Genomic DNA, 25162 nt, shown 5'->3' with positions numbered 1-25162 from the left:
CAAGTGAATCGCGTCCCGGCCACCGCGAGTTCATTCGAAGGGGTGGCGAATGGTGGCGATTCCGCAATCGCCATGGCTGGACGAGTGATCGTAGGACTACTTTGTGTGCATGGAGCCTTGGGGCACATGCACTTGTGGGTATGCCGGAGGCAACCCGGTCTTCCGTTCGAAGGGTGCCAACCACCGGACGGAGGGCCCGGGCCACCGGCATTCTGATAGGGCTTGGCGCACTCGGCGACAGGTGGTCTCAGGGATGGGGGCGTTCCAGTGAGTGGCAACGGCGGAAGCGGTACGGGCGCGGCGAGCGCGCCGCACGCTGACAAGCGCCCGAACGAGCTGCTCACCTCCTGGTTCGCCCGCAGCGGCTGGTCCAAGGGCGAGCTGGCCCGCCAGGTCAACCGCAGGGCCCGCCAGCTGGGCGCCAACCACATCTCCACCGACACCTCACGCGTGCGCCGCTGGCTCGACGGGGAGAACCCGCGCGAGCCGATCCCGCGGATCCTGTCCGAGCTGTTCTCCGAGCGCTTCGGCGTCGTCGTCTCGGTCGAGGACCTGGGCCTGCGTTCCACCCGCCCCACGCCCTCCGCCACCGGCGTCGACCTCCCCTGGACGGGCCCGCAGACCGTGGCCCTGCTCAGCGAGTTCTCGCGCAGCGACCTCATGCTGGCGCGGCGCGGCTTCCTCGGGAGCTCGCTGGCCCTCTCCGCGGGCCCGTCCCTCATCGAACCCATGCAGCGCTGGCTGGTCCCCACACCCTCCGCGACCCCGCCGGCGGCCGGACCCGAGCCCGCGGCACCCGCCGGCCGCGCGCGCGGGCGGCTGTCCAGGCCGGAGCTGGACCTGCTGGAGTCCACCGCGGTGATGTTCCGCCGCTGGGACGCCCAGTGCGGCGGCGGTCTGCGCCGCAAGGCCGTGGTCGGCCAGCTGCACGAGGTCACCGACCTGCTCCAGGAGCCCCAGACGGAGACCACCCGCGCCCGGCTCTTCAAGGTCGCCGCCGAGCTGGCCGAGCTGGCCGGCTGGATGTCGTACGACGTGGGGCTCCAGCCCACCGCCCAGAAGTACTTCGTGCTCGCCCTGCACGCCGCCAAGGAGGCGGGGGACCGGCCGCTCGGCTCGTACATCCTCTCCAGCATGAGCCGCCAGATGATCCACCTCGGCCGCCCCGACGACGCCCTGGAGCTGATCCACCTCGCGCAGTACGGCAGCCGGGACTGCGCCAGCCCCCGCACCCAGTCGATGCTGTACGCGATGGAGGCCCGCGCCTACGCCAACATGGGGCAGCCCGGCCGGACCAAGCGCGCCGTGCGCATGGCGGAGGACATCTTCGCCGAGGCCGACGAGTGGGACGAGCCGGACCCCGACTGGATCCGCTTCTTCTCCGAGGCCGAGCTGTACGGGGAGAACAGCCACTCCTTCCGCGACCTCGCCTACGTGGCCGGCCGCAGCCCCGCCTACGCCTCCCTCGCCGACCCCCTGATGCGCAAGGCCGTGGAGCTGTTCGCCAAGGACGACGAGCACCAGCGTTCCTACGCGCTGAACCTGATCGGCATGGCCACCGTCCACCTGCTGCGCCGCGAACCGGAGGAGAGCACCGTCCTGGCCATGGAGGCCATGGGCATCGCCAAGAAGGTCCGCTCCGAACGCGTCAACACCCGCATCCGCAAGACCGTCGACACGGCCGTACGCGATTTCGGCGACCTCGGTGAGGTCGTCGACCTCACCGAGCGGCTCGCCGTCGAGCTGCCGGAGACCGCCGAAGCGGTCTGAACCCCCACCAGCCCCGGCCGCGGCCGGCCCTCCCGAACTGCCCGACTCGGCTCCCCCATGCCAGGTCATTCGGAGGCCGCCGCGGCCGGCTTGCGTCCCGGTGCGGACCGCCCCGCCACGACGGCGGCCGCACCGGCCCGCACCCGGCCGTTCACCCACGCGTAACACGCACCGCGCCTTCGTCACGGCGGCGAAACAACGAGGGGCTTCCACCGAAACCGCGCTGCGCCAATCTCATGGCGCATAACCGGCCCACCCCTCACCCCGCCCGCCCAGGCTTCGCCCGCACGGGGCCGTACCAACGACGAGGAGACGCCGATGGCTCCAGCCATCACGCTCGCCGCAGAGACGGAGCTCTCTGCCGCCAACACAGGCTTCATGCTCATCTGCTCCGCCCTGGTGATGCTCATGACGCCGGCCCTGGCCTTCTTCTACGGAGGCATGGTCCGCGTCAAGAGCACCCTGAACATGCTGATGATGAGCTTCATCAGCCTCGGCATCGTCACCGTCCTGTGGGTGCTGTACGGCTTCTCCATGGCGTTCGGCACCGACTCCGGCAGCGTCGTCGGCTGGAACTCCGACTGGGTGGGCCTGAGCAACATCGGCCTGACCGAGCTGTGGGACGGCTACACCGTCCCCGTCTTCGTCTTCCTGGTCTTCCAGCTGATGTTCGCCGTCCTCACCCCCGCCCTGATCAGCGGCGCCCTCGCGGACCGGGTGAAGTTCACGGCCTGGGCGCTGTTCATCGCCCTGTGGGCCACGGTCGTCTACTTCCCGGTCGCCCACTGGGTGTGGGGCGCGGGCGGCTGGGCCTTCGAACTGGGCGTCATCGACTTCGCCGGCGGTACGGCCGTGCACATCAACGCCGGTGCCGCCGCGCTCGGCGTGATCCTCGTCATCGGCAAGCGGGTCGGCTTCAAGAAGGACCCGATGCGCCCGCACAGCCTCCCGCTGGTCATGCTCGGCGCCGGTCTGCTCTGGTTCGGCTGGTTCGGCTTCAACGCCGGCTCCTGGCTCGGCAACGACGACGGCGTCGGCGCGCTGATGTTCGTCAACACCCAGGTCGCCACCGGCGCCGCGATCCTCGGCTGGCTCGCCTACGAGAAGATCCGGCACGGCGCCTTCACCACCCTGGGCGCGGCCTCCGGCGCCGTCTCCGGCCTGGTCGCCATCACTCCGGCCGGCGGCGCCGTCTCCCCGCTCGGCGCGATCGCCGTCGGCCTCATCGCCGGAGTGGTGTGCGCCATGGCCGTCGGCCTGAAGTACAAGTTCGGCTACGACGACTCCCTCGACGTGGTCGGCGTCCACCTCGTCGGCGGCATCCTCGGCTCGCTGCTCATCGGCTTCTTCGCCAGCGGCAAGGGCCAGTCCGACGTCGAGGGCCTCTTCTACGGCGGCGGCCTCGACCAGTTCTGGAAGCAGTGCGCGGGCGTCTTCGGGGTCCTCGCCTACTCCCTGGTCGTCTCCGCCGTCCTCGCCTTCCTGCTGGACAAGACGATCGGCATGCGGGTACCGGAGGACGTCGAGGTGGCCGGCATCGACCAGGCCGAGCACGCCGAGACCGCGTACGACTTCAGCGGCGCCGGCGGCGGTGCCGCCCGGACGACCGCCACGCCGGCCGCCTCCGCGGCGGCGTCGGCCCCGAGCAAGAAGGTGGACGCATGAAGCTCATCACCGCCGTCGTCAAGCCGCACCGGCTCGACGAGATCAAGGAGGCCCTCCAGGCCTTCGGGGTCCACGGCCTGACCGTCACCGAGGCCAGCGGCTACGGCCGCCAGCGCGGACACACCGAGGTCTACCGGGGTGCCGAGTACACCGTCGACCTGGTGCCCAAGATCCGCATCGAGGTCCTGGTCGAGGACGACGACGCCGAGCAGCTGATCGACGTCGTGGTCAAGGCGGCCCGCACCGGCAAGATCGGCGACGGCAAGGTCTGGGCGGTCCCGGTCGACACGGCCGTACGGGTCAGGACCGGCGAGCGCGGACCCGACGCGCTCTGACACGACGGACGGACGAACGGGAGTCGCCGGGTGACCAGTACGGACGTGACGGAAGAAGCAGAGGGCTCGGGACCCGGCGGCTACGCGGCGGCCCGGCTGCGCCTCCTCACCGAGGGGGCGCGGTCCGGGCCGCCGCGCCGCAGGGCGCTGGCCGGACTGACGGACGACTGGCTGGCGGGCCTCTTCGGCGCGGGCACCGGGGGACAGGCGGGGGTCTCGCTCGTCGCGGTCGGCGGCTACGGGCGCGGCGAGCTGTCCCCGCGCAGCGACCTGGATCTGCTCCTGCTGCACGACGGCCGGGACGACAAGGCCGTCGCCGCACTCGCCGACCGCCTCTGGTACCCGGTCTGGGACCTCGGTCTCGACCTCGACCACTCCGTACGCACCCCGCAGCAGGCCCGGAAGACCGCGGGCGAGGACCTGAAAGTCCACCTCGGCCTCCTGGACGCCCGCCACCTCGCCGGAGACCTCGGCCTGACCGCCGCCCTGCGCACCGCCGTCCTCGCCGACTGGCGCAACCAGGCCCCCAAACGCCTCCCCGAACTCCGCGACCTGTGCGCCGAGCGCGCCGAACGCCAGGGCGAGCTGCAATTCCTGCTGGAACCCGACCTCAAGGAGGCCCGGGGCGGGCTGCGCGACGCCACCGCCCTGCGTGCCGTCGCCGCCTCCTGGCTCGCCGACGCCCCGCGCGAGGGACTCGCCGAGGCCCGGCGCCGCCTGCTCGACGTACGCGACGCCCTCCACCTGGCCACCGGCCGGGCGACCGACCGGCTGGCCCTGCAGGAACAGGACCAGGTGGCGGCCGAGCTGGGCCTGCTGGACGCCGACGCCCTGCTGCGGCAGGTGTACGAGGCGGCCCGCGTGATCTCCTACGCGGGCGACGTCACCTGGCGCGAAGTGGGGCGCGTCCTGCGCTCGCGCTCCGTGCGGCCGCGGCTGCGCGCCATGATGAACGGCGGAAAACCCGTCGCCGAGCGCTCCCCGCTCGCCGAGGGCGTCGTGGAGCAGGACGGCGAGGTGGTGCTCGCCCGCGCCGCACGCCCCGAACGCGATCCCGTGCTCCCGCTGCGTGCCGCGGCCGCCGCCGCGCAGGCCGGGCTCCCGCTCTCCCTGCACGCCGTACGGCGCCTGGCCGCCACCGCGCGCCCCCTGCCCACGCCCTGGCCGGCCGAGGCCCGCGAGCAACTGGTGACCCTGCTGGGCTCCGGCCGCCCCACGGTGCAGGTCTGGGAGGCGCTGGAGGCCGAGGGCCTGGTCACCCGGCTGCTGCCCGACTGGGAGCGGGTCCGCTGCCGCCCGCAGCGCAACGCCGTGCACCTGTGGACCGTCGACCGGCACCTGATCGAGACCGCCGTCCGCGCCGCCGGGTTCGCGCGCCGGGTGCACCGCCCCGACCTGCTGCTGGTCGCCGCGCTGCTGCACGACATCGGCAAGGGCTGGCCCGGCGACCACTCCGTGGCCGGCGAGACCATCGCCCGGGACGTCGCCACGCGCATCGGCTTCGACCGCGCGGACGCGGCCGTCCTCGCCACCCTCGTACGCCACCACCTCCTGCTGGTGGAGACCGCCACCCGGCGCGACCTGGACGACCCGGCCACCGTGCGCGCGGTCGCCGAGGCGGTCGGCACCGAGCACACGCTGGAGCTGCTGCACGCCCTGACCGAGGCGGACGCGCTGGCCACCGGGCCGGCGGCCTGGTCGTCCTGGCGCGGCTCCCTCGTCGCCGACCTGGTGAAACGGGTCGCCGGGGTGCTGGCCGGGGACCCGCCCGCCGAACCCGCGGCCGCCGCGCCCACCGCGGAGCAGGAACGGCTCGCGGTCGAGGCCTTCCGCACGGGCGGCCCGGTGCTGGCGCTGCGGGCCCAGACGGAGCCGCCCGCCGACTCGGCACCGGCTCCCTCCTCGGCCGACGGTTCCGAACCCCTCGGCGTCGAGCTGCTGATCGCCGTACCCGACCAGGCGGGCGTGCTCCCCGCGGTCGCCGGGGTGCTGGCCATGCACCGGCTCACCGTCCGCACCGCCGAGCTGCGGTCCCTCCCGCTGCCGGACGGCGTCGACGGCTCCGTCCTGCTCCTCGACTGGCGGGTCGCCGCCCAGTACGGTTCCCTGCCCCAGGCCGCCCGGCTCCGTGCCGACCTGGTCAGGGCCCTGGACGGCTCCCTGGACATCGCCGGGCGGCTGGCCGAACGGGACGCCGCCCACCCACGGCGCCGGGGCGTGGAGCCGCCCCCGCCGCGCGTCACGGTCGCCCCGGCCGCGTCCCGGCTGGCCACGGTGATCGAGGTCCGCGCCCAGGACGCGCCGGGGCTGCTGTTCCGGCTCGGGCGAGCGCTGGAGGCGGCGGGCGTACGGGTCCGCAGCGCGCACGTGTCGACGCTGGGGGCGAACGCGGTGGACGCGTTCTACGTGACGCGGGGCGAGGGTGTGCCGCTGCCGCGGGAGGACGCGGCGTCCGTGGCGCGCGAGCTGGAGGAGTCGCTGCGGGCGTGACCCCGTGACCGGTGACCCGCGGGCCGCGTGCCGCGTGCCGCGTGCTGAGTGGTGAGTGCTGAGTGCCGCGCGGCGCCTGCCGCGTGGCTGTGCAGCGGCCTGCCCGCTGTCTGCGGCGGGCAGGGACGATTTGCTTGCCGGGCCGGATACCCTGGAGGGCGACCCACACCAACGCCGACGCGAGGACCTACGCCGCCGTGTTCGATACTCTCTCCGACCGCCTGTCAGCCACCTTCAAATCCCTCCGGGGCAAGGGACGGCTGTCCGAGGCGGACATCGACGCCACGGCCCGCGAGATCCGCATCGCGCTGCTCGAGGCCGACGTGGCGCTGCCCGTCGTGCGCGCCTTCATCAAGAAGGTCAAGGAGCGCTCCCTCGGCGCCGAGGTCTCCAAGGCGCTCAACCCGGCCCAGCAGGTCCTCAAGATCGTCAACGAGGAGCTGGTCGGCATCCTCGGCGGCGAGACCCGCCGCCTGCGCTTCGCCAAGCAGCCGCCGACCGTGATCATGCTGGCCGGTCTCCAGGGTGCCGGTAAGACCACCCTCGCGGGCAAGCTCGGCCACTGGCTCAAGGAGCAGGGCCACTCCCCGCTGCTCGTCGCCTGTGACCTCCAGCGCCCCAACGCCGTCAACCAGCTGAGCGTCGTCGCCGAGCGCGCCGGTGTCGCGGTCTACGCCCCCGAGCCGGGCAACGGCGTGGGCGACCCGGTCAAGGTCGCCAAGGACTCCATCGAGTTCGCCAAGGCCAAGGTCCACGACCTGGTCATCGTCGACACCGCCGGCCGCCTGGGCATCGACCAGGAGCTGATGCAGCAGGCCGCGGACATCCGCGACGCCGTCAGCCCCGACGAGATCCTCTTCGTCGTCGACGCGATGATCGGTCAGGACGCGGTCAACACCGCGGAGGCCTTCCGCGACGGCGTCGGCTTCGACGGCGTGGTGCTCTCCAAGCTCGACGGCGACGCCCGCGGTGGTGCGGCCCTGTCGATCGCCTCGGTGACCGGCAAGCCGATCATGTTCGCGTCGAACGGCGAGAAGCTGGGCGACTTCGACGCCTTCCACCCTGACCGGATGGCCTCCCGCATCCTCGACATGGGTGACCTGCTCACCCTGATCGAGCAGGCGGAGAAGACGTTCAGCCAGGAAGAGGCCGAGAAAATGGCCTCCAAGCTGGCGTCCAAGAAGGGCCAGGACTTCACCCTGGACGACTTCCTGGCCCAGATGGAGCAGGTCAGGAAGATGGGCTCCATCTCCAAGCTGCTCGGCATGCTGCCCGGCATGGGCCAGATGAAGGACCAGCTCAACAACCTCGACGAGCGGGACGTCGACCGCACGGCCGCCATCATCAAGTCGATGACCCCGGCCGAGCGCCAGGAGCCGACGATCATCAACGGCTCGCGCCGGGCCCGTATCGCCAAGGGTTCCGGTGTCGACGTGAGCGCGGTCAAGTCGCTCGTGGAGCGGTTCTTCGAGGCCCGCAAGATGATGTCCCGCATGGCCCAGGGCGGCGGCATGCCGGGGATGCCGGGCATGGGCGGTGGCCCGGGGCGGCAGAAGAAGCAGCAGAAGAAGGCCAAGGGCAAGCAGCGCTCGGGCAACCCGATGAAGCGCAAGCAGCAGGAGCAGGAGGAGGCCGCCCGGCGCGCCGCCGCCGCGCAGAGCGGGGGCGCCCTGGGGCTGCCGCAGCAGGGCGGGCAGGACTTCGAGCTGCCGGACGAGTTCAAGAAGTTCATGGGCTGACCGCCCGTACGGGCGCAGTACGTCGCCGGGGCGCCTCCTGCCGCAGGGGGCGCCCCGGCGTCGTACACCCACATGCCCGCACGGCTTTCCTGTCGTAGCGTCCGGATATGACCAATCCGTCCCCGCCACGCAAGGCACCGGAGCCGCCTTGGCGGACCGAGGGCACGCCGGACGAGCCGCCCAAGCCGCCGTCCGGCGGCAGGAGGATGCGCGGCGGCTGGTGGAACCTGATCCTGGCCGCGCTGATCGTCTACCTGATCGCCAACCTCGTGCTCTCCTTCTTCAACGAGGGCGACGAGCCGACCATCTCCTACACGGAGTTCAGCAAGCAGGTCGACGAGGGCAACGTCAGCAAGATCTACGCCAAGGGCGACGCGATCCAGGGGCAGCTGAAGAAGGCCCGGGACAATCCCGAGGGCGACGGGACCTACACCAAGTTCACCACCGAGCGGCCGACCTTCGCGGACGACCGGCTCTGGGCCGACCTGACGAAGAACAAGGTCACCGTCACCGCCGAGCCCGTCGTGCAGCACCGCAGCTTCCTGGCCAACCTGCTGATCGCGCTGGCCCCGATGCTGATCCTGGTGGTGCTGTGGATCTTCATCGCGCGGCGCATGCGGGGTGCCCTGGGCGGCGGGGCGGGCGGCATGCTGGGCCGCAAGGCGCCGCCCAAGCCGGTCGAGCTGGAGGCCGGCAAACCGCGCACCACCTTCGCCGACGTCGCCGGGATCGACGAGGTGGAGGGCGAGCTGAGTGACGTCGTCGACTTCCTGAAGAACCCGGACGCGTACCGCCGCATGGGCGCCAAGATGCCCCGGGGCGTGCTGCTGACCGGCCCGCCCGGCACGGGAAAGACGCTGCTCGCGCGTGCGGTGGCGGGAGAGGCGGGGGTGCCGTTCTTCTCCGCGTCGGCGTCCGAGTTCATCGAGATGATCGTGGGCGTGGGCGCCTCCCGGGTGCGGGAGCTGTTCGCGGAGGCGCGCAAGGTGGCGCCGTCGATCATCTTCATCGACGAGATCGACACCATCGGCCGCGCCCGCGGCGGCGGCTCCGGCATGGGCGGGCACGACGAGCGCGAGCAGACCCTGAACCAGATCCTCACCGAGATGGACGGCTTCTCCGGTTCGGAGGGCGTGATCGTCATCGCCGCCACCAACCGCGCCGACATCCTGGACGCCGCCCTGACCCGCCCCGGCCGCTTCGACCGGGTGGTCAGCGTCTCGCCGCCGGACAGAAGCGGCCGGGAGGCGATCCTGGAGATCCACACCCGCGAGATCCCGCTCGCCCCGGACGTCGACCTCGTCCAGGTCGCCCGTACGACGCCGGGCATGACCGGCGCCGAACTCGCCAACCTCGCCAACGAGGCGGCGCTGCTCGCGGTGAAGCGGAAGCAGGAACGGGTGACGCAGGCGAACCTCTCCGAGGCGCTGGAGAAGGTCCAGCTGGGGGCCGAGCGCCCGCTGGTGATGCCCGAGGAGGAGCGCCGGCGCACCGCCTACCACGAGAGCGGTCACGCCCTGCTGGGCATGCTTCAGCCGGGGGCCGACCCGGTCCGCAAGATCACCATCGTGCCGCGCGGCCGGGCGCTCGGGGTGACGCTGTCGACGCCGGACGCGGACAAGTACGCGTACACGGAGGAGTACCTGCGGGGGCGGATCATCGGCGCGCTCGGCGGGATGGCGGCGGAACACGTCGTGTACGGGGTGATCACGACGGGTTCGGAGAGCGACCTGGAACAGGTCACCAACATCGCCCGCGGCATGGTCGCGCGCTGGGGCATGAGCGAGCGGGTCGGCCGGCTCTCCGCGCTCCCCGGCGACGCCCAGCAGGCGTACGGCCTCGCCGCCGCACCGCAGACGCTCGACGCGATCGACGGCGAGATGCGACGGGTGGTGGACTCCTGCTACGAGGAGGCCGTGCGCAAGCTGCGCGACCACCGGGGACAGCTGGACGCGCTGGCGGAGTCGCTGCTGGCGAGCGAGACGCTGGACGAGGCGGAGGCGTACCGCATCGCTGGGATCACCCGGCTGACGAAGGACGACCCGGAGGCGTGAGCGCCGCGCTTGCCTACTTCTGCGGGAACTTCCAGACGTAGGGCTCGCCGTCCTCCTCCGACCAGTGGACCTCCACACTGGTCGCGCCGGCCGGAATCACGTACGTCTCGCAGAAGACGTGGCTCTCGCCCTGCTTCCAGCTCTCGACGTCGTACGGGTCCTCGCAGCCCGGCGCGTCCTCGGAGGCGCCGATGAGGACGCCGCCGCGCTGCCCGTCGGCGAAGACCGTGGTGCCGTCGTGCACGTCGGAGCCCTCGGTCAGGGCGGGCCCGCTCTTGTGGGTGTACTTGATGTGGGCGGTGGCCAGCACCTTGCCCTTGGCGTCCGCGGCGTCCGCCACCGCCTTCGCGGCCTCCGCCTCGGTGCCCACCTCGACCTTCTGCGCCACGACGTCGTAGGTGACCTCGCCGGGGTCCTCCGCCACCCTGCCCGTCGCGCTCTCGCCCTGCGCCATGTCGCCGCCCGACACGGGCTGCGAGGGCGACGGCGAGGCCGCCGCGGACTCCGTGGTCCCCGCGCCCTTCGCGTCGGCGCCGGTGTCGTCGTCCCCGCCCCCGCACGCGGTGAGGGCCAGGGCGAGGACGGCGACGGGCGCGGCGAGGCGCAGTGCGGTCGTGCGGTGCGGCACTACAGGCTCCTGTATGCAGATGTGTCTGTTCCCCCGAACGGTGGATCAGAGTAGAGGCCCATGATCCACCTGGGGAAACCGCAGGAGCCCCCGACCGGCTTCTTCACACCATTCACACCTGCACCGCAAGAAGCCGATCAAGATCCGCGTGTGATGGATCGACATCGATCCTTACGGGACCCGGGCGATCAGGTAGCGGAACACGTTCGGCATCCACACGGTCCCGTCCGGCCGCTGGTGCGGGTGCAGGGCCTCCGTCAGCTCCTTGTCGACCCGCTCCCGGCCGGCCGCCGCGACCGCCGCGTCGAACAGCCCGGTCGACAGCAGCCCGCGCACCGCGCTGTCCGTGTCGGCGTAGCCGAACGGGCACGCCACCCGCCCCGAGCCGTCCGGCCTGAGCCCGGCCCGCTGGGCGACCTCCTCCAGGTCGTCGCGCAGGGCGGGGCGCCAGCCGGCCGTACCGCGCATCGGGTCGGTGAGCCCGGCGGCCACCCGCAGCACCGATGTCGTGGCACACCGCTCGGGCGGGCCCCAGCCGGCCAGCACCACGGCCGCCCCGCGCGCGGCGAGCGGTGTCGCCTCGGCGAGCAGTTCGCCGAGCTGCCCCGGGTCGCCCGCGAGGCATCCGGTGGGCTCGAAGGCGGTCACCAGGGTGAACGCGGGTGCCGTGGGGTCCGCCGCGTCCGCGGGGGAGCCCTCGACGATCCGCGGCGCGTCGGCACGCACGCGTGTGCCTCCCGTGCCGCCCGAACCTGGGCCCTCGGACGTCCCGGACAGCAGGCGTCCACGGGCCAGGTCCAGGAGCTCGGGAGAGCGCGAGTCGACCCCGGTCACCGTGGCACCGCGCGAGGCGGCCATCAGCAGCGCGAGACCGGAACCGCAGCCCAGGCCCAGCATCCGGGTATCGCCGCCCACGTCCAGCCGCTCGTAGACGGCCTCGTAGAGCGGTACGAGCATCCGCTCCTGTATCTCGGACCAGTCACGCGCGCGTGCACGCAGGTCCACGTGAGGCGTCGTCCTCGCGTGAGACGGGTGCTGCCGCACGAGCGTAGGTGTCATAGGAAAGTGCCCCAATCGCCGAGTGTTGCCGCCGTGCCCGATTCCATGGCCCCCGTGCAGTGCGCTCGCACTCCCCCCGTATGCCAGGTAACTCCGGGCTCGCCGTGGCGTCCAGTGGTGGCGGGGCCCGCTTTGCCCGATCCCCGGCACCGTGGCGAGATTTCACTTCCCGGCAACATGGACCTGGCCGCGCGGTACCCGGCACGGCGCCGCCCCGGACCCCGGCCCGGATGGCCGGAACGCGACGCCGGGCGATGACGGTGGGTGGCCGACGGGCCGACGGGACGGTTCCGGCCAAGGTCGGCCGGAGGGGCGGCCACCGCGTGGTGCCCGGACGCGTCGGAAGGCGGGGCGGTGCCGCACGCCGGCGGCGCACCCGGTAACGTCACGTCCGTCAGTGCGCCTGCTCGGGCGGCGCCCCTGCGACGCGACAGCGACCGAAACGCCCCCTTGCGCCCGCGCGGATGTCGTACTCCGGCGCGTGGACGGCGGCTACACGCCGGCGCGTACGTCGGACTACGCACCAGCTTGGTACGAGCTGTGAGGCTTCTCCGCAGATCAGCGCACCCGCCCTCGTCGGGACGCATCAGCGGCAACTGACTGGTACGTGCAAATTATTTGGGATGCCCCGGAATAGGAACACAGCGGCCCTCCGGCTCGTTGTCATTACGTGAGCACGACACCACCTGTTCTCGCCGCAGAGCTGGCGCAGGCGTGGGCCGACATTCAGCGGCACCACACCGAGCTGCCCGATCTTGCCGCGCCCGAGTCCCTGATCGGAGAGTCGTCGTCCGCCTGCGGGCACGAGCTCTCCTTCGAGCGACTGCTTCACGAGGCAGTCCACGGCATCGCCGCCGCGCGCGGAGTACGCGACACCTCCCGCGCGGGGCGCTATCACAACCGTCGGTTCCTCGCGATCGCCGAGGAGCTGGGCCTGGACCATCCCGAGGAGCCGCATCCCAGCAGTGGCTTCTCGCTGGTCACGCTCACCCCCGAGGCGAAGCGCCGCTACCGCCCGACGATCGAACGCCTCCAGCGCGCGCTGAAGGCCCACACCGCCGCGACCGCGACCGACACCGCCCGCAGCTTCCGCGGTCCGGCCGCCCGCCACGGCTCCTCCGGGGGCGGGGTGCGCGTGAAGGCGGTCTGCGACTGCGGGCGCAACGTCCGCGTCGTCCCGTCGGTGCTGGCCCAGGCCCCGATCATGTGCGGCGGCTGCGGCAAGCCGTTCCGCATCCCGGAGGTGGTCGGCGCCGGGGTGAGCTGACGGACCGGCTGCTCGTGGCAGCCGGTCCGCGGCCGGATTCCGTCGGGAGCCGGGCGGCCCGCCCCGCGCGGGCGGGCCCGCCGCCCTCGGTCCGACGGGCCCGCCCGCGTGTGGCACAATGGCTAGCTGTACTCGACAGTCGCACAGGACCCCTCTCTCCTCCGGCTGACGCGTCCATCGGGCACTCGGGTACCGCAACCCCACGCGGCTCTCTCGCCGTGCCCAACCACGTCAAAACCAGGAGAACCCACTCCCGTGGCAGTCAAGATCAAGCTGAAGCGTCTGGGCAAGATCCGTTCGCCTCACTACCGCATCGTCGTCGCCGACTCCCGTACCCGCCGTGACGGCCGGGCCATCGAGGAGATCGGCAAGTACCACCCGACGTACAACCCGTCGGTGATGGAGGTCGACGCCGAGCGTGTCGCGTACTGGCTCGGTGTCGGCGCCCAGCCGACCGAGCCCGTGCTCGCCATCCTGAAGAAGACCGGCGACTGGCAGAAGTTCAAGGGCGAGCCCGCCCCGGCTCCGCTGCTTCAGCCGGCCGAGAAGGCGGCCCGCCCGTCCTTCGAGGCGATCGGTGGCGAGGACGAGGGCAAGGGTGAGGCGATCACCCAGAAGAAGAAGGCCGACAAGAAGGACGAGGCCGCCGCCGAGTCCTCCGCGTCCGAGGCCTGAGCATGCTCGAGGAGGCTCTCGAGCACCTCGTGAAGGGCATCGTCGACAACCCTGACGATGTGCAGGTCGCCTCGCGCAACCTGCGCCGCGGGCGGGTGCTCGAGGTCCGGGTCCACCCGGACGACCTCGGAAAGGTGATCGGCCGCAACGGCCGCACCGCACGCGCCCTGCGCACCGTCGTGGGCGCCATCGGCGGGCGCGGTGTCCGTGTCGACCTCGTCGACGTGGACCACGTCCGCTGACGCCAATCGCAGCACCGGCTCGGGCCGGGGAAGGCCACTGGGCCGTCCCCGGCCCGCAGTCGTATGAGCCGTGGGGTGCACGGTGCGCCCCGCGCGGCTCGTCCGCAGTACCGACAGGAGATCAAGCACAGTGCAGCTGGTAGTCGCGCGCATCGGCCGCGCCCACGGAATCAAGGGCGAGGTGACCGTCGAGGTCCGCACGGACGAGCCGGAGCTGAGGCTCGGGCCCGGCGCCGTACTGGCCACCGACCCCGCCTCCACCGGCCCGCTCACCATCGAGACCGGCCGGGTGCACAGCGGCCGCCTCCTGCTGCGCTTCGCCGGCGTCCACGACCGCACCGGCGCCGAGGCGCTGCGCAACACCCTCCTGATCGCCGACGTGGACCCGGACGAGCGTCCCGAGGACGAGGACGAGTACTACGACCACCAGCTGATCGACCTCGACGTGGTGACCGCCGACGGCACCGAGGTGGGCCGCATCACCGAGATCTCCCACCTGCCCACCCAGGACCTCTTCGTGGTGGAGCGCCCCGACGGCAGCGAGGTCTACGTGCCGTTCGTCTCCGAGATCGTCACGGAGATCGACCTCGACGAGCAGCGCGCGGTCATCGATCCGCCGCCCGGCCTGATCGACGACCGGGCCGAGATCGCCTCGGCACGGGACGCCGATACCGAGGGCGACGCCGATGCAAGGGGCGCCGACGCAGGGGGCGCCGATGCCGAGGACGCCGGGGACGAGGCGTAATGCGGCTCGACGTCGTCACGATCTTCCCCGAGTACCTGGAACCGCTGAACGTCTCCCTGGTCGGCAAGGCACGCGCGCGCGGACAGCTCGGCGTCCACGTGCACGACCTGCGCGAGTGGACCTACGACCGGCACAACACGGTCGACGACACCCCCTACGGCGGCGGCCCCGGCATGGTCATGAAGACCGAGCCGTGGGGCGACGCGCTGGACTCCGTGCTGGCCGACGGCTACGAGACGGGGTCCGGCGAGCCCGCCCTGATCGTGCCCACGCCCAGCGGCCGGCCCTTCACCCAGGAACTCGCCGTCCACCTCTCCGAGCGGCCCTGGCTGATCTTCACCCCCGCCCGGTACGAGGGCATCGACCGCCGCGTCGTCGACGAGTACGCGACCCGGATGCCCGTGTACGAGGTGTCCATCGGCGACTACGTCCTGGCCGGCGGCGAGGCGGCCGTCCTCGTCGTCACCGAGGCCGTGGCGCGGCTGCTGCCCGGCGTGCTGGGCAACGCCGAGTCCCACCGGGACGACTCCTTCGCCCCCGGCGCCATGGCCAACCTGCTGGAGGGCCCCGTCCACACCAAGCCCCCGCAGTGGCGCGGGCGCGGCATCCCGGACGTGCTGCTCAGCGGTCACCACGGGAAGATCGCCCGCTGGCGCCGCGACGAGGCGCTGCGCCGCACCACGGCCAACCGGCCCGACCTCATCGAACGGTGCGATCCCAAGGCCTTCGACAAGAAGGACCGCGAGATGCTCTCCATCCTGGGCTGGCAGCCCGACCCGGACGGGGAACCGTACGGCCGATTTTGGCGCAGGACGCCGGGCATGGAAGAATAGGCGGCTGTTGTGCGTCCGTCCGGAGCGCGCCCCTGCCACAGGGGGAGACGACGCCCGTCCCGACCCGCACGACCCTGATTCCGAAACACCTAGTTTCCGTCGATGACCTGTGGCATCGGCGAAGAAAGCAGACGAAATGTCTCACCTGCTCGACTCCGTCGACGCCGCGTCGCTGCGCAGCGACGTCCCGGCCTTCCGCCCCGGCGACACCGTCAACGTCCACGTGCGCGTCATCGAGGGCAACCGCTCCCGTGTGCAGCAGTTCAAGGGCGTCGTCATCCGCCGTCAGGGCGCCGGCGTGCGCGAGACCTTCACGGTCCGCAAGGTCTCCTTCTCCGTCGGCGTCGAGCGCACCTTCCCGGTGCACACCCCGATCGTGGAGAAGATCGAGCTCGTCACCCGCGGTGACGTCCGCCGCGCCAAGCTGTACTACCTGCGCGAGCTGCGCGGCAAGGCCGCGAAGATCAAGGAGAAGCGCGACAGCTGAGCGCCCTCCGGGGTCCGCGCCGGGGCCGGATAGCATCTGGCCCCGATGGACACCGAAACACAGCACACGGAGCGCGACCGCTCCTCCCGCCCTTCCGACTCCGAGCAGCCCTCGGATCCGGAGGGCCCGGAGGAACGGTCGCGTTCCGCGTTCACGGGGCGGATCAGGGACTGGGTGCCGGGCGGCCGGATCACCGTGACCCTGCTGATCCTCCTGCTGTTCCTGCTGCTGGTCAGCACCTTCGTGTTGCAGCCGTTCCAGATCCCCAGCGGATCGATGGAGCGCGGATTGAGGATCGGTGACCGGGTTCTCGTAAATAAGTTGGCGTACCGTTTCGACGGCCGGCCGCGACGGGGAGACGTCGTCGTCTTCGACGGCACCGGGAGCTTCGGGCACGGCGACTACATCAAACGCGTTGTCGGTGTGGGCGGTGACCACGTGGTGTGCTGCGACAAGGAGGGGAGGGTCCGGGTGAACGGCCAGTCGGTCGACGAGTCGGCCTTCCTGTACCCCGGCGACCGCCCGTCCACGGTCCCCTTCGACGTCGTCGTCCCCGACGGCACCCTCTTCGTCCTCGGCGACCACCGGGCCGACTCCAGCGACTCCCGCGACCACCTGGGCTCCCCGGGCGGCGGGATGGTGCCGCTGGACGACGTGATCGGTCGCGCCGACTGGATCGTCTGGCCCGTCGGCCACGCCACCCGCATCGAGCGTCCCGACGCCTACGCGCGCGTGCCGGACGCGGAGGCCGATACCGGGGCCGCGTCCGGCGCGGGGGCCCCGTCCGCGCCCGCCGAGGACGGCGATGGGTAGCCGGGGCAAGCCGCGGGGAGCGCCCAGCAGCCCCACGGAGAACCTGCTGCCCACCGGTTCGAGGCGCACCAGCGCGCCGTCCGGCGGCCGCTCGCGCGCGGAACGCCGCAAGCTCCAGCGCAAGGTCAAGCGGCGGCGCAGACGCGGCGCCGTCAAGGAGATCCCGCTCCTCATCGGCGTCGCGGTCCTCATAGCGCTGGTGCTGAAGACCTTTCTCGTCCAGGCCTTCGTGATCCCGTCGGGGTCCATGGAGCAGACCATCCAGATCGGCGACCGGGTCCTGGTGGACAAACTCACGCCCTGGTTCGGCTCCGAGCCGCAGCGCGGGGACGTCGTCGTCTTCCGCGACCCGGGCGGCTGGCTCCGGGGCGAGCAGACCACCAAGAAGGACGACCCCGTCGTCGTCAAACAGGTCAAGGAAGGCCTCGCCTTCATCGGCCTGCTGCCGTCCGACGACGAGAAGGACCTCATCAAGCGGGTCGTCGGCGTGGGCGGGGACCACGTCAAGTGCTGCGACAAACAGGGCCGCGTCACCGTCAACGGCGTTCCCCTGAACGAGGACTACCTGTACCCCGGCGACACCCCGTCCCGGACGCCGTTCGACGTCACCGTCCCCGAGGGGCGGCTGTGGGTGATGGGCGACCACCGGTCCAACTCCGCCGACTCCCGCGCCCACCAGGAGACCGACTTCGGCACGGTGTCCCAGGACGAGGTGGTGGGGCGGGCCATGGTGATCGCGTGGCCGTTCGGTCACTGGACCACCCTGGACGAGCCGAAAACGTACGCGTCGGTGTCCGACGCGGCCGCCGGTTCGACCGCCGCCCCCGAGCTGTCGCATAGGGTTGCCCCCTACGATCCGAACGATCCGAACGCGATGATGGAACTCCCGACCCCTGCGGAACTCCCGCTCGTTATGGGAGTGGTGGGCCTGCGCCGTATCCGGGGCAGGCGGCGGCAGAGAGTAAGGAGTTGGCGTGGGGGATGTGGCGGTTGGCGCACGGTCCGGTCACGACGGCGAGGAGAACCGCGGACGCCCCGAGGAGAGTTCCGGTCCGGCCGCGGTCGGCGCCCCGGACTCCGGGTACGGCTCCGGGACCGAGGACGACAGGGTGACGAACGGACAGCACGGCCAGAACGGACACAACGGCGGGACCGACGACGAGGGAGTCGGCGGGACGCCGCCGGCGACGCCCCCCGCGGCCAAGAAGCAGCGCTCCTTCTGGAAGGAACTGCCGATCCTGATCGGCATCGCGCTGGTGCTCGCGCTGCTGATCAAGACGTTCCTGGTGCAGGCGTTCTCGATCCCCTCGTCCTCGATGGAGAACACCCTTCAGATCGGTGACCGGGTCCTGGTCGACAAGCTGACCCCCTGGTTCGGCTCGGAGCCCGAGCGCGGCGAGGTCGTGGTCTTCCACGACCCGGACGACTGGCTGGCGGGCGAGCCGACACCCGACCCGAACGCGTTGCAGACGGTCCTCAGCTGGATCGGCCTGATGCCGTCCGCGGAGGAGAAGGACCTGATCAAGCGCGTGATCGGGGTCGCCGGCGACACGGTCGAGTGCAACAAGACCGGCCCGCTCAAGGTCAACGGCAAGGCGCTGAACGAGCCGTACGTCTACCCGGGCAACACGCCGTGCTCGGACGACGACCAGGGCGGCCGGTTCAAGGTCACGGTCCCCGAGGGCAAAATCTGGGTCATGGGCGACCACCGCCAGAACTCCCGGGACTCCCGCTACAACCAGTCGGACAAGAACGGCGGCATGGTCCCGGTGGACGAGGTCGTCGGCCGCGCCATCGTGGTCGCCTGGCCGATGAACCGCTGGAGCACCCTGCCGGTCCCGGACACCTTCAGCCAGGACGGCCTCCAGTCCCAGGCCCAGCCCTCCGCCGCCGCCGCGCTGTCGGTCGCGCCCCAGGGCCTGGCCGTCGCCGGCGTGGTCCCGATCGTCTGGTGGCGCCGTCGCCGCACCGCCCCGGCCGAGACCCGCTGAGCCCACCGCAGGCCGTCGAGGTTCGCACAGCCCCCTTTCCGGTCGCCGGGAGGGGGCTGCCCCGTTGGCGTACCGCCGGGTAAGGTGCGGCTCCATGGGTGGCGAGAGCACGACACGTACGGTCCCGCGCGGCGGCGCGGCGAGCAGGGGTGCGGTGGGCAGCCGGACCGGGCAGCGGTTGTCCGGGATCGCCGTGGCGCTGGGCCTGGTGCTGTTCCTCGGCGGGTTCGGCTGGGGAGCGGTGGTCTACCGGCCCTACACCGTGCCGACCAGCTCGATGACGCCGACCATCGACGCCGGTGACCGGGTGCTGGCGCAGCGCATCGACGGTGCCGACGTCCGCCGCGGCGACGTCGTCGTCTTCAAGGACGCGACCTGGGCCAACGCCCCGATGGTCAAGCGGGTGGTCGCCGTCGGCGGGGACACCGTCTCCTGCTGCCAGAAGGGCAAGCTGAAGGTCAACGGCAAGGTGATCGACGAGCCGTACCTGCCCGCGGGCACCCCGGCCGAGATCAGCGACTTCCAGACCGTGACCGTCCCGGAGGGCCGCCTGTTCCTGCTCGGCGACGAGCGCGACAACTCGGTGGACTCCACCGCCCACCTCACCGACGCGGCCGGCGGCACCGTGTCGCGCGGCGCCGTGGACGCCCGCGTGGACGCCGTGGCCTGGCCGATGAACGGCATGCTGGAGCGGCCCACCGGCTTCGAGACGCTGGGCGGCCTCTCCTCACCGGGTCCGCTGCGCACCGTCGTCGTACTGGTCGTCGCCGGTGCCGTGCTGATCCTGGGGGGCGCGGCCTACGGCCCCCTCGCGAAGCGGGCCGGGGCCTCCCGGGCCCGAAGGGGAACGGAGCCGGCCGGTGGCCGCTGAGGTGACCCCGGCCGGACAGGACACCTACGCGGGCGGACTGCGCCGGGTCGCCCGGGTGGTGCTGCTCGACCCCGAGGACCGCATCCTGCTGCTGCACGGCCACGAACCGGACGATCCGGCCGACGACTGGTGGTTCACCCCCGGGGGCGGTGTGGAGGGCGACGAGACCCGCGAGCAGGCCGCCCGGCGCGAGCTGCTGGAGGAGACCGGCATCACCGACGTCGACCTCGGCCCGGTGCTGTGGCGGCGCAGGTGCTCCTTCCCCTTCGCGGGCCGCCGCTGGGACCAGGACGAGTGGTACTACCTGGCCCGCACCGCCCGGCCCGCGGCCGAGGCGGTCGGGGCCGGCCTCACCGAGCTGGAGCGGCGCAGCGTCGCCGGAGCGCGCTGGTGGACGTGTGAGGAACTGACCCGGGCACGTGAGACGGTGTATCCGACCAGACTCGCCGGGCTGCTGCGCACGCTGCTCGACGAAGGTCCCCCGGCCGGGCCGGTGACCCTGGACACCGAAATCGTCTAGGGGCGCACGGGACTGGCGCACAATGGGGGGACCGCACGGCTGAAGGGGAACATGCCATGAGCGCCGAGGACCTCGAGAAGTACGAGACCGAGATGGAGCTCAAGCTCTACCGGGAGTACCGCGATGTCGTCGGTCTGTTCAAATACGTGATCGAGACCGAGCGGCGTTTCTATCTCACCAACGACTACGAGATGCAGGTGCACTCGGTACAGGGTGAGGTGTTCTTCGAGGTCTCCATGGCTGACGCCTGGGTGTGGGACATGTACCGGCCGGCCCGGTTCGTCAAGCAGGTGCGCGTGTTGACGTTCAAGGACGTGAACATCGAGGAGCTGAACAAGAGCGACCTGGAGCTGCCCGGCGGGTGACGGAGTTTTCCACAACCGGTGAGTAGTTCACCGTGAGTGACGCGCTCGTCCCGTCTGCGTGATCGTTGGTGCCGGAGGTGGTGCCGACATGAACGCACGAGGCGCGATGGGCAAGTACGGCGAGACACTCGCCGCCCGCCGGCTGACCGGGTCCGGAATGACCGTCCTGGAGCGCAACTGGCGCTGTGGCAGGACCGGCGAGATCGACATCGTGGCCCGGGACGGCGACGTCCTGGTGGTCTGCGAGGTCAAGACGCGCAGGGGCGGCTCCTTCGAGCACCCGATGGCCGCCGTGACACCGGAGAAGGCGGAGCGGCTGCGGCGGCTGGCCGAGCGCTGGATCCAGACCCACGGGGGAGCCCCGCCCGGTGGCGTGCGCATCGATCTGGTCGGCGTGCTCCTCCCGCAGCGCGGCGCCCCCGTGGTCGAGCACGCCCGGGGGGTGGCGTGATGGCGTTCGCGCGTACGTGCTCGGTGGCGCTGGTCGGCGTCGAGGGCGTGGTGGTCGAGGTCCAGGCCGACCTGGAACCGGGCGTGGCGGCGTTCACCCTGGTGGGACTGCCGGACAAGAGCCTCACGGAGAGCCGGGACCGGGTACGGGCGGCCGTGGTGAACTCGGGCGCGGAGTGGCCCCAGAAGAAGCTGACGGTCGGACTCAGTCCCGCCTCGGTGCCCAAGAGCGGCAGCGGCTTCGACCTGGCCGTCGCCGCGAGCGTCCTGGGCGCGGCGGAGCGGATCGACCCGCGGGTGCTGGCCGACATCGTGATGATCGGGGAGCTGGGTCTGGACGGCCGGGTGCGGCCGGTGCGCGGCATCTTGCCGGCGGTACTGGCCGCGGCGGAGGCCGGGTACGAGCAGGTGGTCGTGCCCGAGTGCGCCGCCGCCGAGGCGTCCCTGGTGCCGGGCGTGTCGGTGCTCGGAGTGCGCAGCCTGCGCCAGCTGATCGCCGTCCTCGCCGACGAACCCGTGCCGGAGGAGGAGCAGGACACGCAGGGCCGCCCCGACCCGCTGCTGGCCGGTCTGCGCATGCCCGGCACCGGCGCGGCCACGGGAATGCGCAGCATGGGGGCGGCACCGCACGACCACGGTCACGAGCACGGCCACGACCTCGCCGACGTCGTCGGCCAGGAGTCGGCGCGCACCGCGGTGGAGGTCGCCGCGGCCGGCCGCCACCACCTGTTCCTGGAGGGGCCGCCCGGCGCCGGCAAGACCATGCTCGCCGAACGGCTGCCCGCCGTCCTGCCCCGGCTCTGCCGGGCGGAGTCCCTGGAAGTCACCGCCGTGCACTCGGTGGCGGGACTGCTGCCACCGGGCAAACCCATGATCGACACGGCCCCCTACTGCGCTCCCCACCACTCCGCCACCATGCAGTCCCTCGTCGGAGGCGGCCCCGGCATCGCGCGGCCCGGCGCCGTGTCGCTGGCGCACCGGGGCGTCCTGTTCCTGGACGAGACCCCGGAGTTCAGCAGCCACGCGCTCGACGCCCTGCGCCAGCCGCTGGAGGCCGGCCACGTCGTCATCGCGCGCAGCGCGGGCGTGGTGCGCTTCCCGGCGCGGTTCCTGATGGTGCTCGCCGCCAACCCCTGCCCCTGCGGGCGGTTCTCGCAGACCGACGAGACGTGCGAGTGCTCGCCCGCGGCGATCCGCCGCTACCAGGCCAGACTGTCCGGACCGCTGCTCGACCGGGTCGACCTGCGGGTCGAGGTGGACCGGGTCACGCGCAGCCAGCTGGCGGGGGACGGCCCCCGGGGCGACTCCACCGCGACCGTCGCCGACCGGGTGCGCGCGGCCCGGGAGCGGTCCGCGGCGCGGCTCGCGGGCACCCCGTGGCGGTCGAACAGCGAGGTGCCCGGCCGGGAACTGCGCAGCCGCTGGCGTGCCGCACCCGGCGCGCTGGAAGAGGCGGAACGCAGCCTGGAACGCGGTGTGCTCACCGCCCGCGGACTCGACCGGGTCCTGCGCGTCGCCTGGACCGTCGCGGACCTCGTCGGCCACGACCGCCCCGACGCGCGCGACGTCGCCCTCGCACTGCAACTGCGCACCGGGGTGCCCCGGGGCGTGCCGATGGCTCTGGGGGCACTGACGTGAACACTGACGTGAGCGGCGACGGCGGGCAGCCGGCGGACGCCGTCCCGAGCGGGGACGTCATCCCGGCGGAGAGCGACGCACTCTTCCCTGACGCGGCCGTGTACCTCGACGACCGGGACCCGGCCGACCGGGACCCGGCCGAGGGGGAGGCGGTGACGGGCGGTGAGGTGCTGCGGGACCGTGAGGTGCCTCGGGACCGCGAGGTGCTCCGGGACCGTGAGGTGCTCGGGCGGGTCTTCCTCGCCCGGGTGCTCGAGCCCGGTGACGAGACCGGCGGTCGGTGGGTGCGGGAGCGGGGTGTCCTGGAGGTGGCGCGGCGCCTGCGCGAGGGCGGGCGTCCCCTGCCGGGCGTGGGCGAGAAGCGGTGGGCCGGGCTGTGTGCCCGGGCGGGGCGCGCCGACCCCCGCCGTGACCTGGCCGTCGCCCGGTCCGCGGGAGCGCGGTTCGTGACGCCGGGGACCGCGGAGTGGCCGGGACAGCTCGACGACCTCGGTGACGCCCGGCCGCTCGGGCTGTGGGTGCGGGGCGGGCCCAGTCTGCGCATGTGGGCGCTCAGGTCGGTCGCCGTCGTGGGTGCCCGCGCCTGCACCGAGTACGGCGCCCACATGGCCGCCACCCTCGCCGCCGGGCTGGCCGAGCGCGGCTGGGTCGTGGTCTCGGGCGGGGCCTACGGGATCGACGGTGCCGCCCATCGCGGTGCCCTCGGGGCCGGCGGCGCCACCGCGGCGGTCCTCGCCTGCGGGGTCGACCGCCCCTACCCTCCCGGGCACACCGCGCTGATCAACAGGATCGCCGAGCAGGGCCTGGTCGTCGGCGAACTGCCACCGGGCGACCATCCGACGCCGAGCAGATTCATCCTGCGCAACCGGGTCATCGCCGCGCTCACCCGGGGCACCGTGGTCGTCGAGGCCGCGTACCGCAGCGGTTCGCTGGTGACCGCCCGGGCCGCCCGGCGGCTGGGCCGGCACGTGATGGGCGTGCCGGGGCCGGCAACCAGCGCCCTCTCCGCCGGGGTGCACGAGCTGCTGCGCGGCGACGCGGTGCTCGTCGGCGACGCCGCCGAGGTGGTCGAACTGGTCGGCGCCATGGGCGAGCTGCCCCCGGAGCGGCGCGGCCCCGTCCTGCCCACCGATCTCCTGGAACCCCGGACCCGCCACGCGCTGTCCGGGCTCCCCGGACGGGGAACGGCGACGGCGGCGGAGGTGGCACACCGGGCCCAGACCACCGAGGACGAGGCGATCGCGAGGCTGTACGAGCTTCGAGCACTCGGTTACGTCGAACGACACGGCGACGGCTGGAAGTTGACACGCCAGGCGATGATCTCGGTTCGCGGCGCTCGCGGCCCCTGCTGACGCACCGTGTTCGGCCGTCCGGGGGAACCCCCGACGCCCGTGGGGATTCTGGCAGTTGAGGTATTCGAGTGATCACCCAGAGCGATCATCGTCCCCCCTGTAGAGCGTTCGGCGGAACGTATCTGCGTAGGGTCACCGCCCGCTCCTTCGCACACCGCGACGGTCCAGTCACGCTACGCTCACGATGACCCCCACGCAGACGGCCGACAGCAGGCGACAACCAGAAAGCAGACCGGCGGCCTCAGGCAGATCCACATCACGGCAGAACGGCACTAGGCGACGAATGCCCCAGCACACCTCCGGGTCCGACCGGGCGGCGATCCCCCCAGCCGCCCGCGACGGTGGCAGCGTGCGACCGTCCGCCCCCTCGACGCTCGACGAGTTGTGGCGGTCGTACAAGGCGACCGGCGACGAGCGGCTGCGGGAACAGCTGATCCTGCACTACTCGCCCCTGGTGAAGTACGTGGCGGGCCGCGTCAGCGTGGGCCTGCCGCCCAATGTCGAGCAGGCCGACTTCGTCTCCTCCGGGGTGTTCGGGCTGATCGACGCCATCGAGAAGTTCGACGTCGACCGGGAGATCAAGTTCGAGACGTACGCGATCACCCGGATCCGGGGCGCGATGATCGACGAACTGCGCGCCCTGGACTGGATCCCGCGCTCGGTGCGGCAGAAGGCGCGGAACGTGGAGCGCGCCTACGCGACGCTGGAGGCCCGCCTGCGCCGTACCCCCTCGGAGAGCGAGGTCGCGGCGGAGATGGGGATCGCGGTGGAGGACCTCCACGCGGTCTTCAGCCAGCTCTCGCTCGCCAACGTGGTGGCCCTGGAGGAGCTGCTGCACGCCGGGAGCGAGGGCGGCGACCGGCTGAGCCTGATGGACACGCTGGAGGACACCGCCGCCGACAATCCGGTGGAGGTCGCCGAGGACCGGGAGCTGCGGCGGCTGCTGGCCCGGGCGATCAACACGCTGCCGGAGCGGGAGAAGACCGTGGTCACCCTGTACTACTACGAGGGCCTCACGCTCGCCGAGATCGGGAACGTGCTGGGTGTGACCGAGAGCAGGGTCAGCCAGATCCACACCAAGTCGGTGCTGCAACTGCGCGCCAAGCTGGCCGGTTTCGGCCGCTGAACCGGATCCGCGGCCGGGGCCCGGCGCCGTCCGGTGGCCCGGCCGGC

23 protein-coding genes and 1 pseudogene are annotated in these 25162 nt (G+C 72.3%); 22 read left to right on the top strand and 2 right to left on the bottom strand.

Features of this window, described 5'->3' with window-relative positions; all coding sequences use genetic code 11:
* Positions 1-267 precede the first annotated feature (267 nt).
* The 6 genes from B9W62_RS11090 (at position 268) to ftsH (ending at position 10053) form a co-directional block, all read left to right on the top strand.
* Positions 268-1770: a transcriptional repressor NsdA gene (locus B9W62_RS11090; protein ID WP_087807024.1), complete on the top strand. Its 1503-nt coding sequence runs from the start codon at positions 268-270 to the stop codon at positions 1768-1770.
* A 318-nt stretch (positions 1771-2088) separates the two neighbouring features.
* Complete coding sequence (locus tag B9W62_RS11085; protein ID WP_087807023.1) at positions 2089-3435, top strand: ammonium transporter; 1347 nt, start codon at positions 2089-2091, stop codon at positions 3433-3435.
* Entirely contained in the window at positions 3432-3770 is a 339-nt protein-coding gene (locus B9W62_RS11080; protein WP_003973409.1) for a P-II family nitrogen regulator, read from the top strand. Before B9W62_RS11085 ends, B9W62_RS11080 begins: the two co-directional genes overlap by 4 nt.
* A gap of 30 nt (positions 3771-3800) precedes the next feature.
* Entirely contained in the window at positions 3801-6260 is a 2460-nt protein-coding gene (locus B9W62_RS11075; RefSeq protein ID WP_179235428.1) for a [protein-PII] uridylyltransferase, read from the top strand.
* Positions 6261-6457: 197 nt separating this feature from the next.
* Complete coding sequence (gene ffh, locus B9W62_RS11070; protein ID WP_087811856.1) at positions 6458-7999, top strand: signal recognition particle protein; 1542 nt, start codon at positions 6458-6460, stop codon at positions 7997-7999.
* A gap of 107 nt (positions 8000-8106) precedes the next feature.
* Entirely contained in the window at positions 8107-10053 is a 1947-nt protein-coding gene (ftsH, locus tag B9W62_RS11065; RefSeq protein WP_087807022.1) for an ATP-dependent zinc metalloprotease FtsH, read from the top strand.
* A gap of 13 nt (positions 10054-10066) precedes the next feature.
* Here the strand turns inward: ftsH and B9W62_RS11060 are convergent, their stop codons facing one another.
* Positions 10067-10681 (bottom strand): hypothetical protein, encoded by a 615-nt coding sequence (locus tag B9W62_RS11060; RefSeq protein WP_087807021.1) that lies wholly within the window; start codon positions 10679-10681, stop codon positions 10067-10069.
* 171 nt (positions 10682-10852) lie between these two features.
* The gene (locus B9W62_RS11055) at positions 10853-11740 is read right to left on the bottom strand and encodes a class I SAM-dependent methyltransferase (protein WP_087807020.1); all 888 of its coding nucleotides are present in this window, start codon (positions 11738-11740) and stop codon (positions 10853-10855) included.
* Positions 11741-12410: 670 nt separating this feature from the next.
* On the opposite strand from B9W62_RS11055, the gene B9W62_RS11050 reads away from it, so the two are divergent.
* The 16 genes and pseudogenes from B9W62_RS11050 to whiG all read left to right on the top strand — a co-directional run bounded on the left by B9W62_RS11050 (position 12411) and on the right by whiG (position 25115).
* Positions 12411-13007, top strand: coding sequence for a hypothetical protein (locus B9W62_RS11050; protein ID WP_030188620.1), 597 nt, complete (start codon positions 12411-12413; stop codon positions 13005-13007).
* A 255-nt stretch (positions 13008-13262) separates the two neighbouring features.
* A complete protein-coding gene (gene rpsP, locus B9W62_RS11045) occupies positions 13263-13682 on the top strand; it encodes a 30S ribosomal protein S16 (RefSeq protein WP_007444852.1) in 420 nt (139 codons plus the stop codon).
* A gap of 2 nt (positions 13683-13684) precedes the next feature.
* Entirely contained in the window at positions 13685-13924 is a 240-nt protein-coding gene (locus B9W62_RS11040) for an RNA-binding protein (RefSeq protein WP_003973401.1), read from the top strand.
* 130 nt (positions 13925-14054) lie between these two features.
* Positions 14055-14669, top strand: a complete 615-nt coding sequence (gene rimM / locus B9W62_RS11035) for a ribosome maturation factor RimM (RefSeq protein ID WP_087807019.1) — start codon at positions 14055-14057, stop codon at positions 14667-14669.
* Positions 14669-15502, top strand: coding sequence for a tRNA (guanosine(37)-N1)-methyltransferase TrmD (gene trmD / locus B9W62_RS11030; protein WP_087807018.1), 834 nt, complete (start codon positions 14669-14671; stop codon positions 15500-15502). Before rimM ends, trmD begins: the two co-directional genes overlap by 1 nt.
* 136 nt (positions 15503-15638) lie before the next feature.
* Positions 15639-15989: a 50S ribosomal protein L19 gene (rplS, locus tag B9W62_RS11025; protein ID WP_003973398.1), complete on the top strand. Its 351-nt coding sequence runs from the start codon at positions 15639-15641 to the stop codon at positions 15987-15989.
* A 45-nt stretch (positions 15990-16034) separates the two neighbouring features.
* Positions 16035-16802, top strand: a complete 768-nt coding sequence (gene lepB / locus B9W62_RS11020; RefSeq protein WP_087807017.1) for a signal peptidase I — start codon at positions 16035-16037, stop codon at positions 16800-16802.
* Positions 16795-17886 (top strand): annotated as a pseudogene (gene lepB / locus B9W62_RS11015) (signal peptidase I); the annotation flags it as partial. The gene lepB (B9W62_RS11020) and the pseudogene lepB (B9W62_RS11015), both read left to right, overlap by 8 nt.
* Positions 17777-18793, top strand: a complete 1017-nt coding sequence (lepB, locus tag B9W62_RS11010) for a signal peptidase I (protein WP_256976279.1) — start codon at positions 17777-17779, stop codon at positions 18791-18793. The pseudogene lepB (B9W62_RS11015) and the gene lepB (B9W62_RS11010), both read left to right, overlap by 110 nt.
* Before the next feature lie 94 nt (positions 18794-18887).
* Positions 18888-19664: a signal peptidase I gene (gene lepB, locus B9W62_RS11005; RefSeq protein WP_087807014.1), complete on the top strand. Its 777-nt coding sequence runs from the start codon at positions 18888-18890 to the stop codon at positions 19662-19664.
* A complete protein-coding gene (locus B9W62_RS11000; protein WP_179235427.1) occupies positions 19654-20184 on the top strand; it encodes an NUDIX hydrolase in 531 nt (176 codons plus the stop codon). The genes lepB (B9W62_RS11005) and B9W62_RS11000 overlap by 11 nt, the downstream gene beginning before the upstream one ends.
* A gap of 56 nt (positions 20185-20240) precedes the next feature.
* Positions 20241-20549 carry a DUF2469 domain-containing protein gene (locus B9W62_RS10995; RefSeq protein ID WP_003965949.1) on the top strand — a complete coding sequence of 103 codons (309 nt, stop codon included), beginning with the start codon at positions 20241-20243 and terminating at the stop codon, positions 20547-20549.
* A gap of 88 nt (positions 20550-20637) precedes the next feature.
* On the top strand, positions 20638-21000 hold the full coding sequence (locus B9W62_RS10990) for a YraN family protein (protein WP_179235426.1): 363 nt from the start codon (positions 20638-20640) through the stop codon (positions 20998-21000).
* Positions 21000-22637, top strand: coding sequence for a YifB family Mg chelatase-like AAA ATPase (locus B9W62_RS10985; RefSeq protein WP_087807012.1), 1638 nt, complete (start codon positions 21000-21002; stop codon positions 22635-22637). Before B9W62_RS10990 ends, B9W62_RS10985 begins: the two co-directional genes overlap by 1 nt.
* Before the next feature lie 167 nt (positions 22638-22804).
* Positions 22805-23989, top strand: a complete 1185-nt coding sequence (dprA, locus tag B9W62_RS10980; protein WP_373433735.1) for a DNA-processing protein DprA — start codon at positions 22805-22807, stop codon at positions 23987-23989.
* 283 nt (positions 23990-24272) lie between these two features.
* The gene (gene whiG / locus B9W62_RS10975) at positions 24273-25115 is read left to right on the top strand and encodes an RNA polymerase sigma factor WhiG (protein WP_087807011.1); all 843 of its coding nucleotides are present in this window, start codon (positions 24273-24275) and stop codon (positions 25113-25115) included.
* Positions 25116-25162: the final 47 nt, after the last annotated feature.

It is taken from the genome of Streptomyces sp. CS113 (genome assembly GCF_002188365.1).
In the GTDB taxonomy this organism is placed as follows: domain Bacteria; phylum Actinomycetota; class Actinomycetes; order Streptomycetales; family Streptomycetaceae; genus Streptomyces; species Streptomyces tendae.
This window is presented reverse-complemented; position numbering and strand designations above follow the sequence as displayed.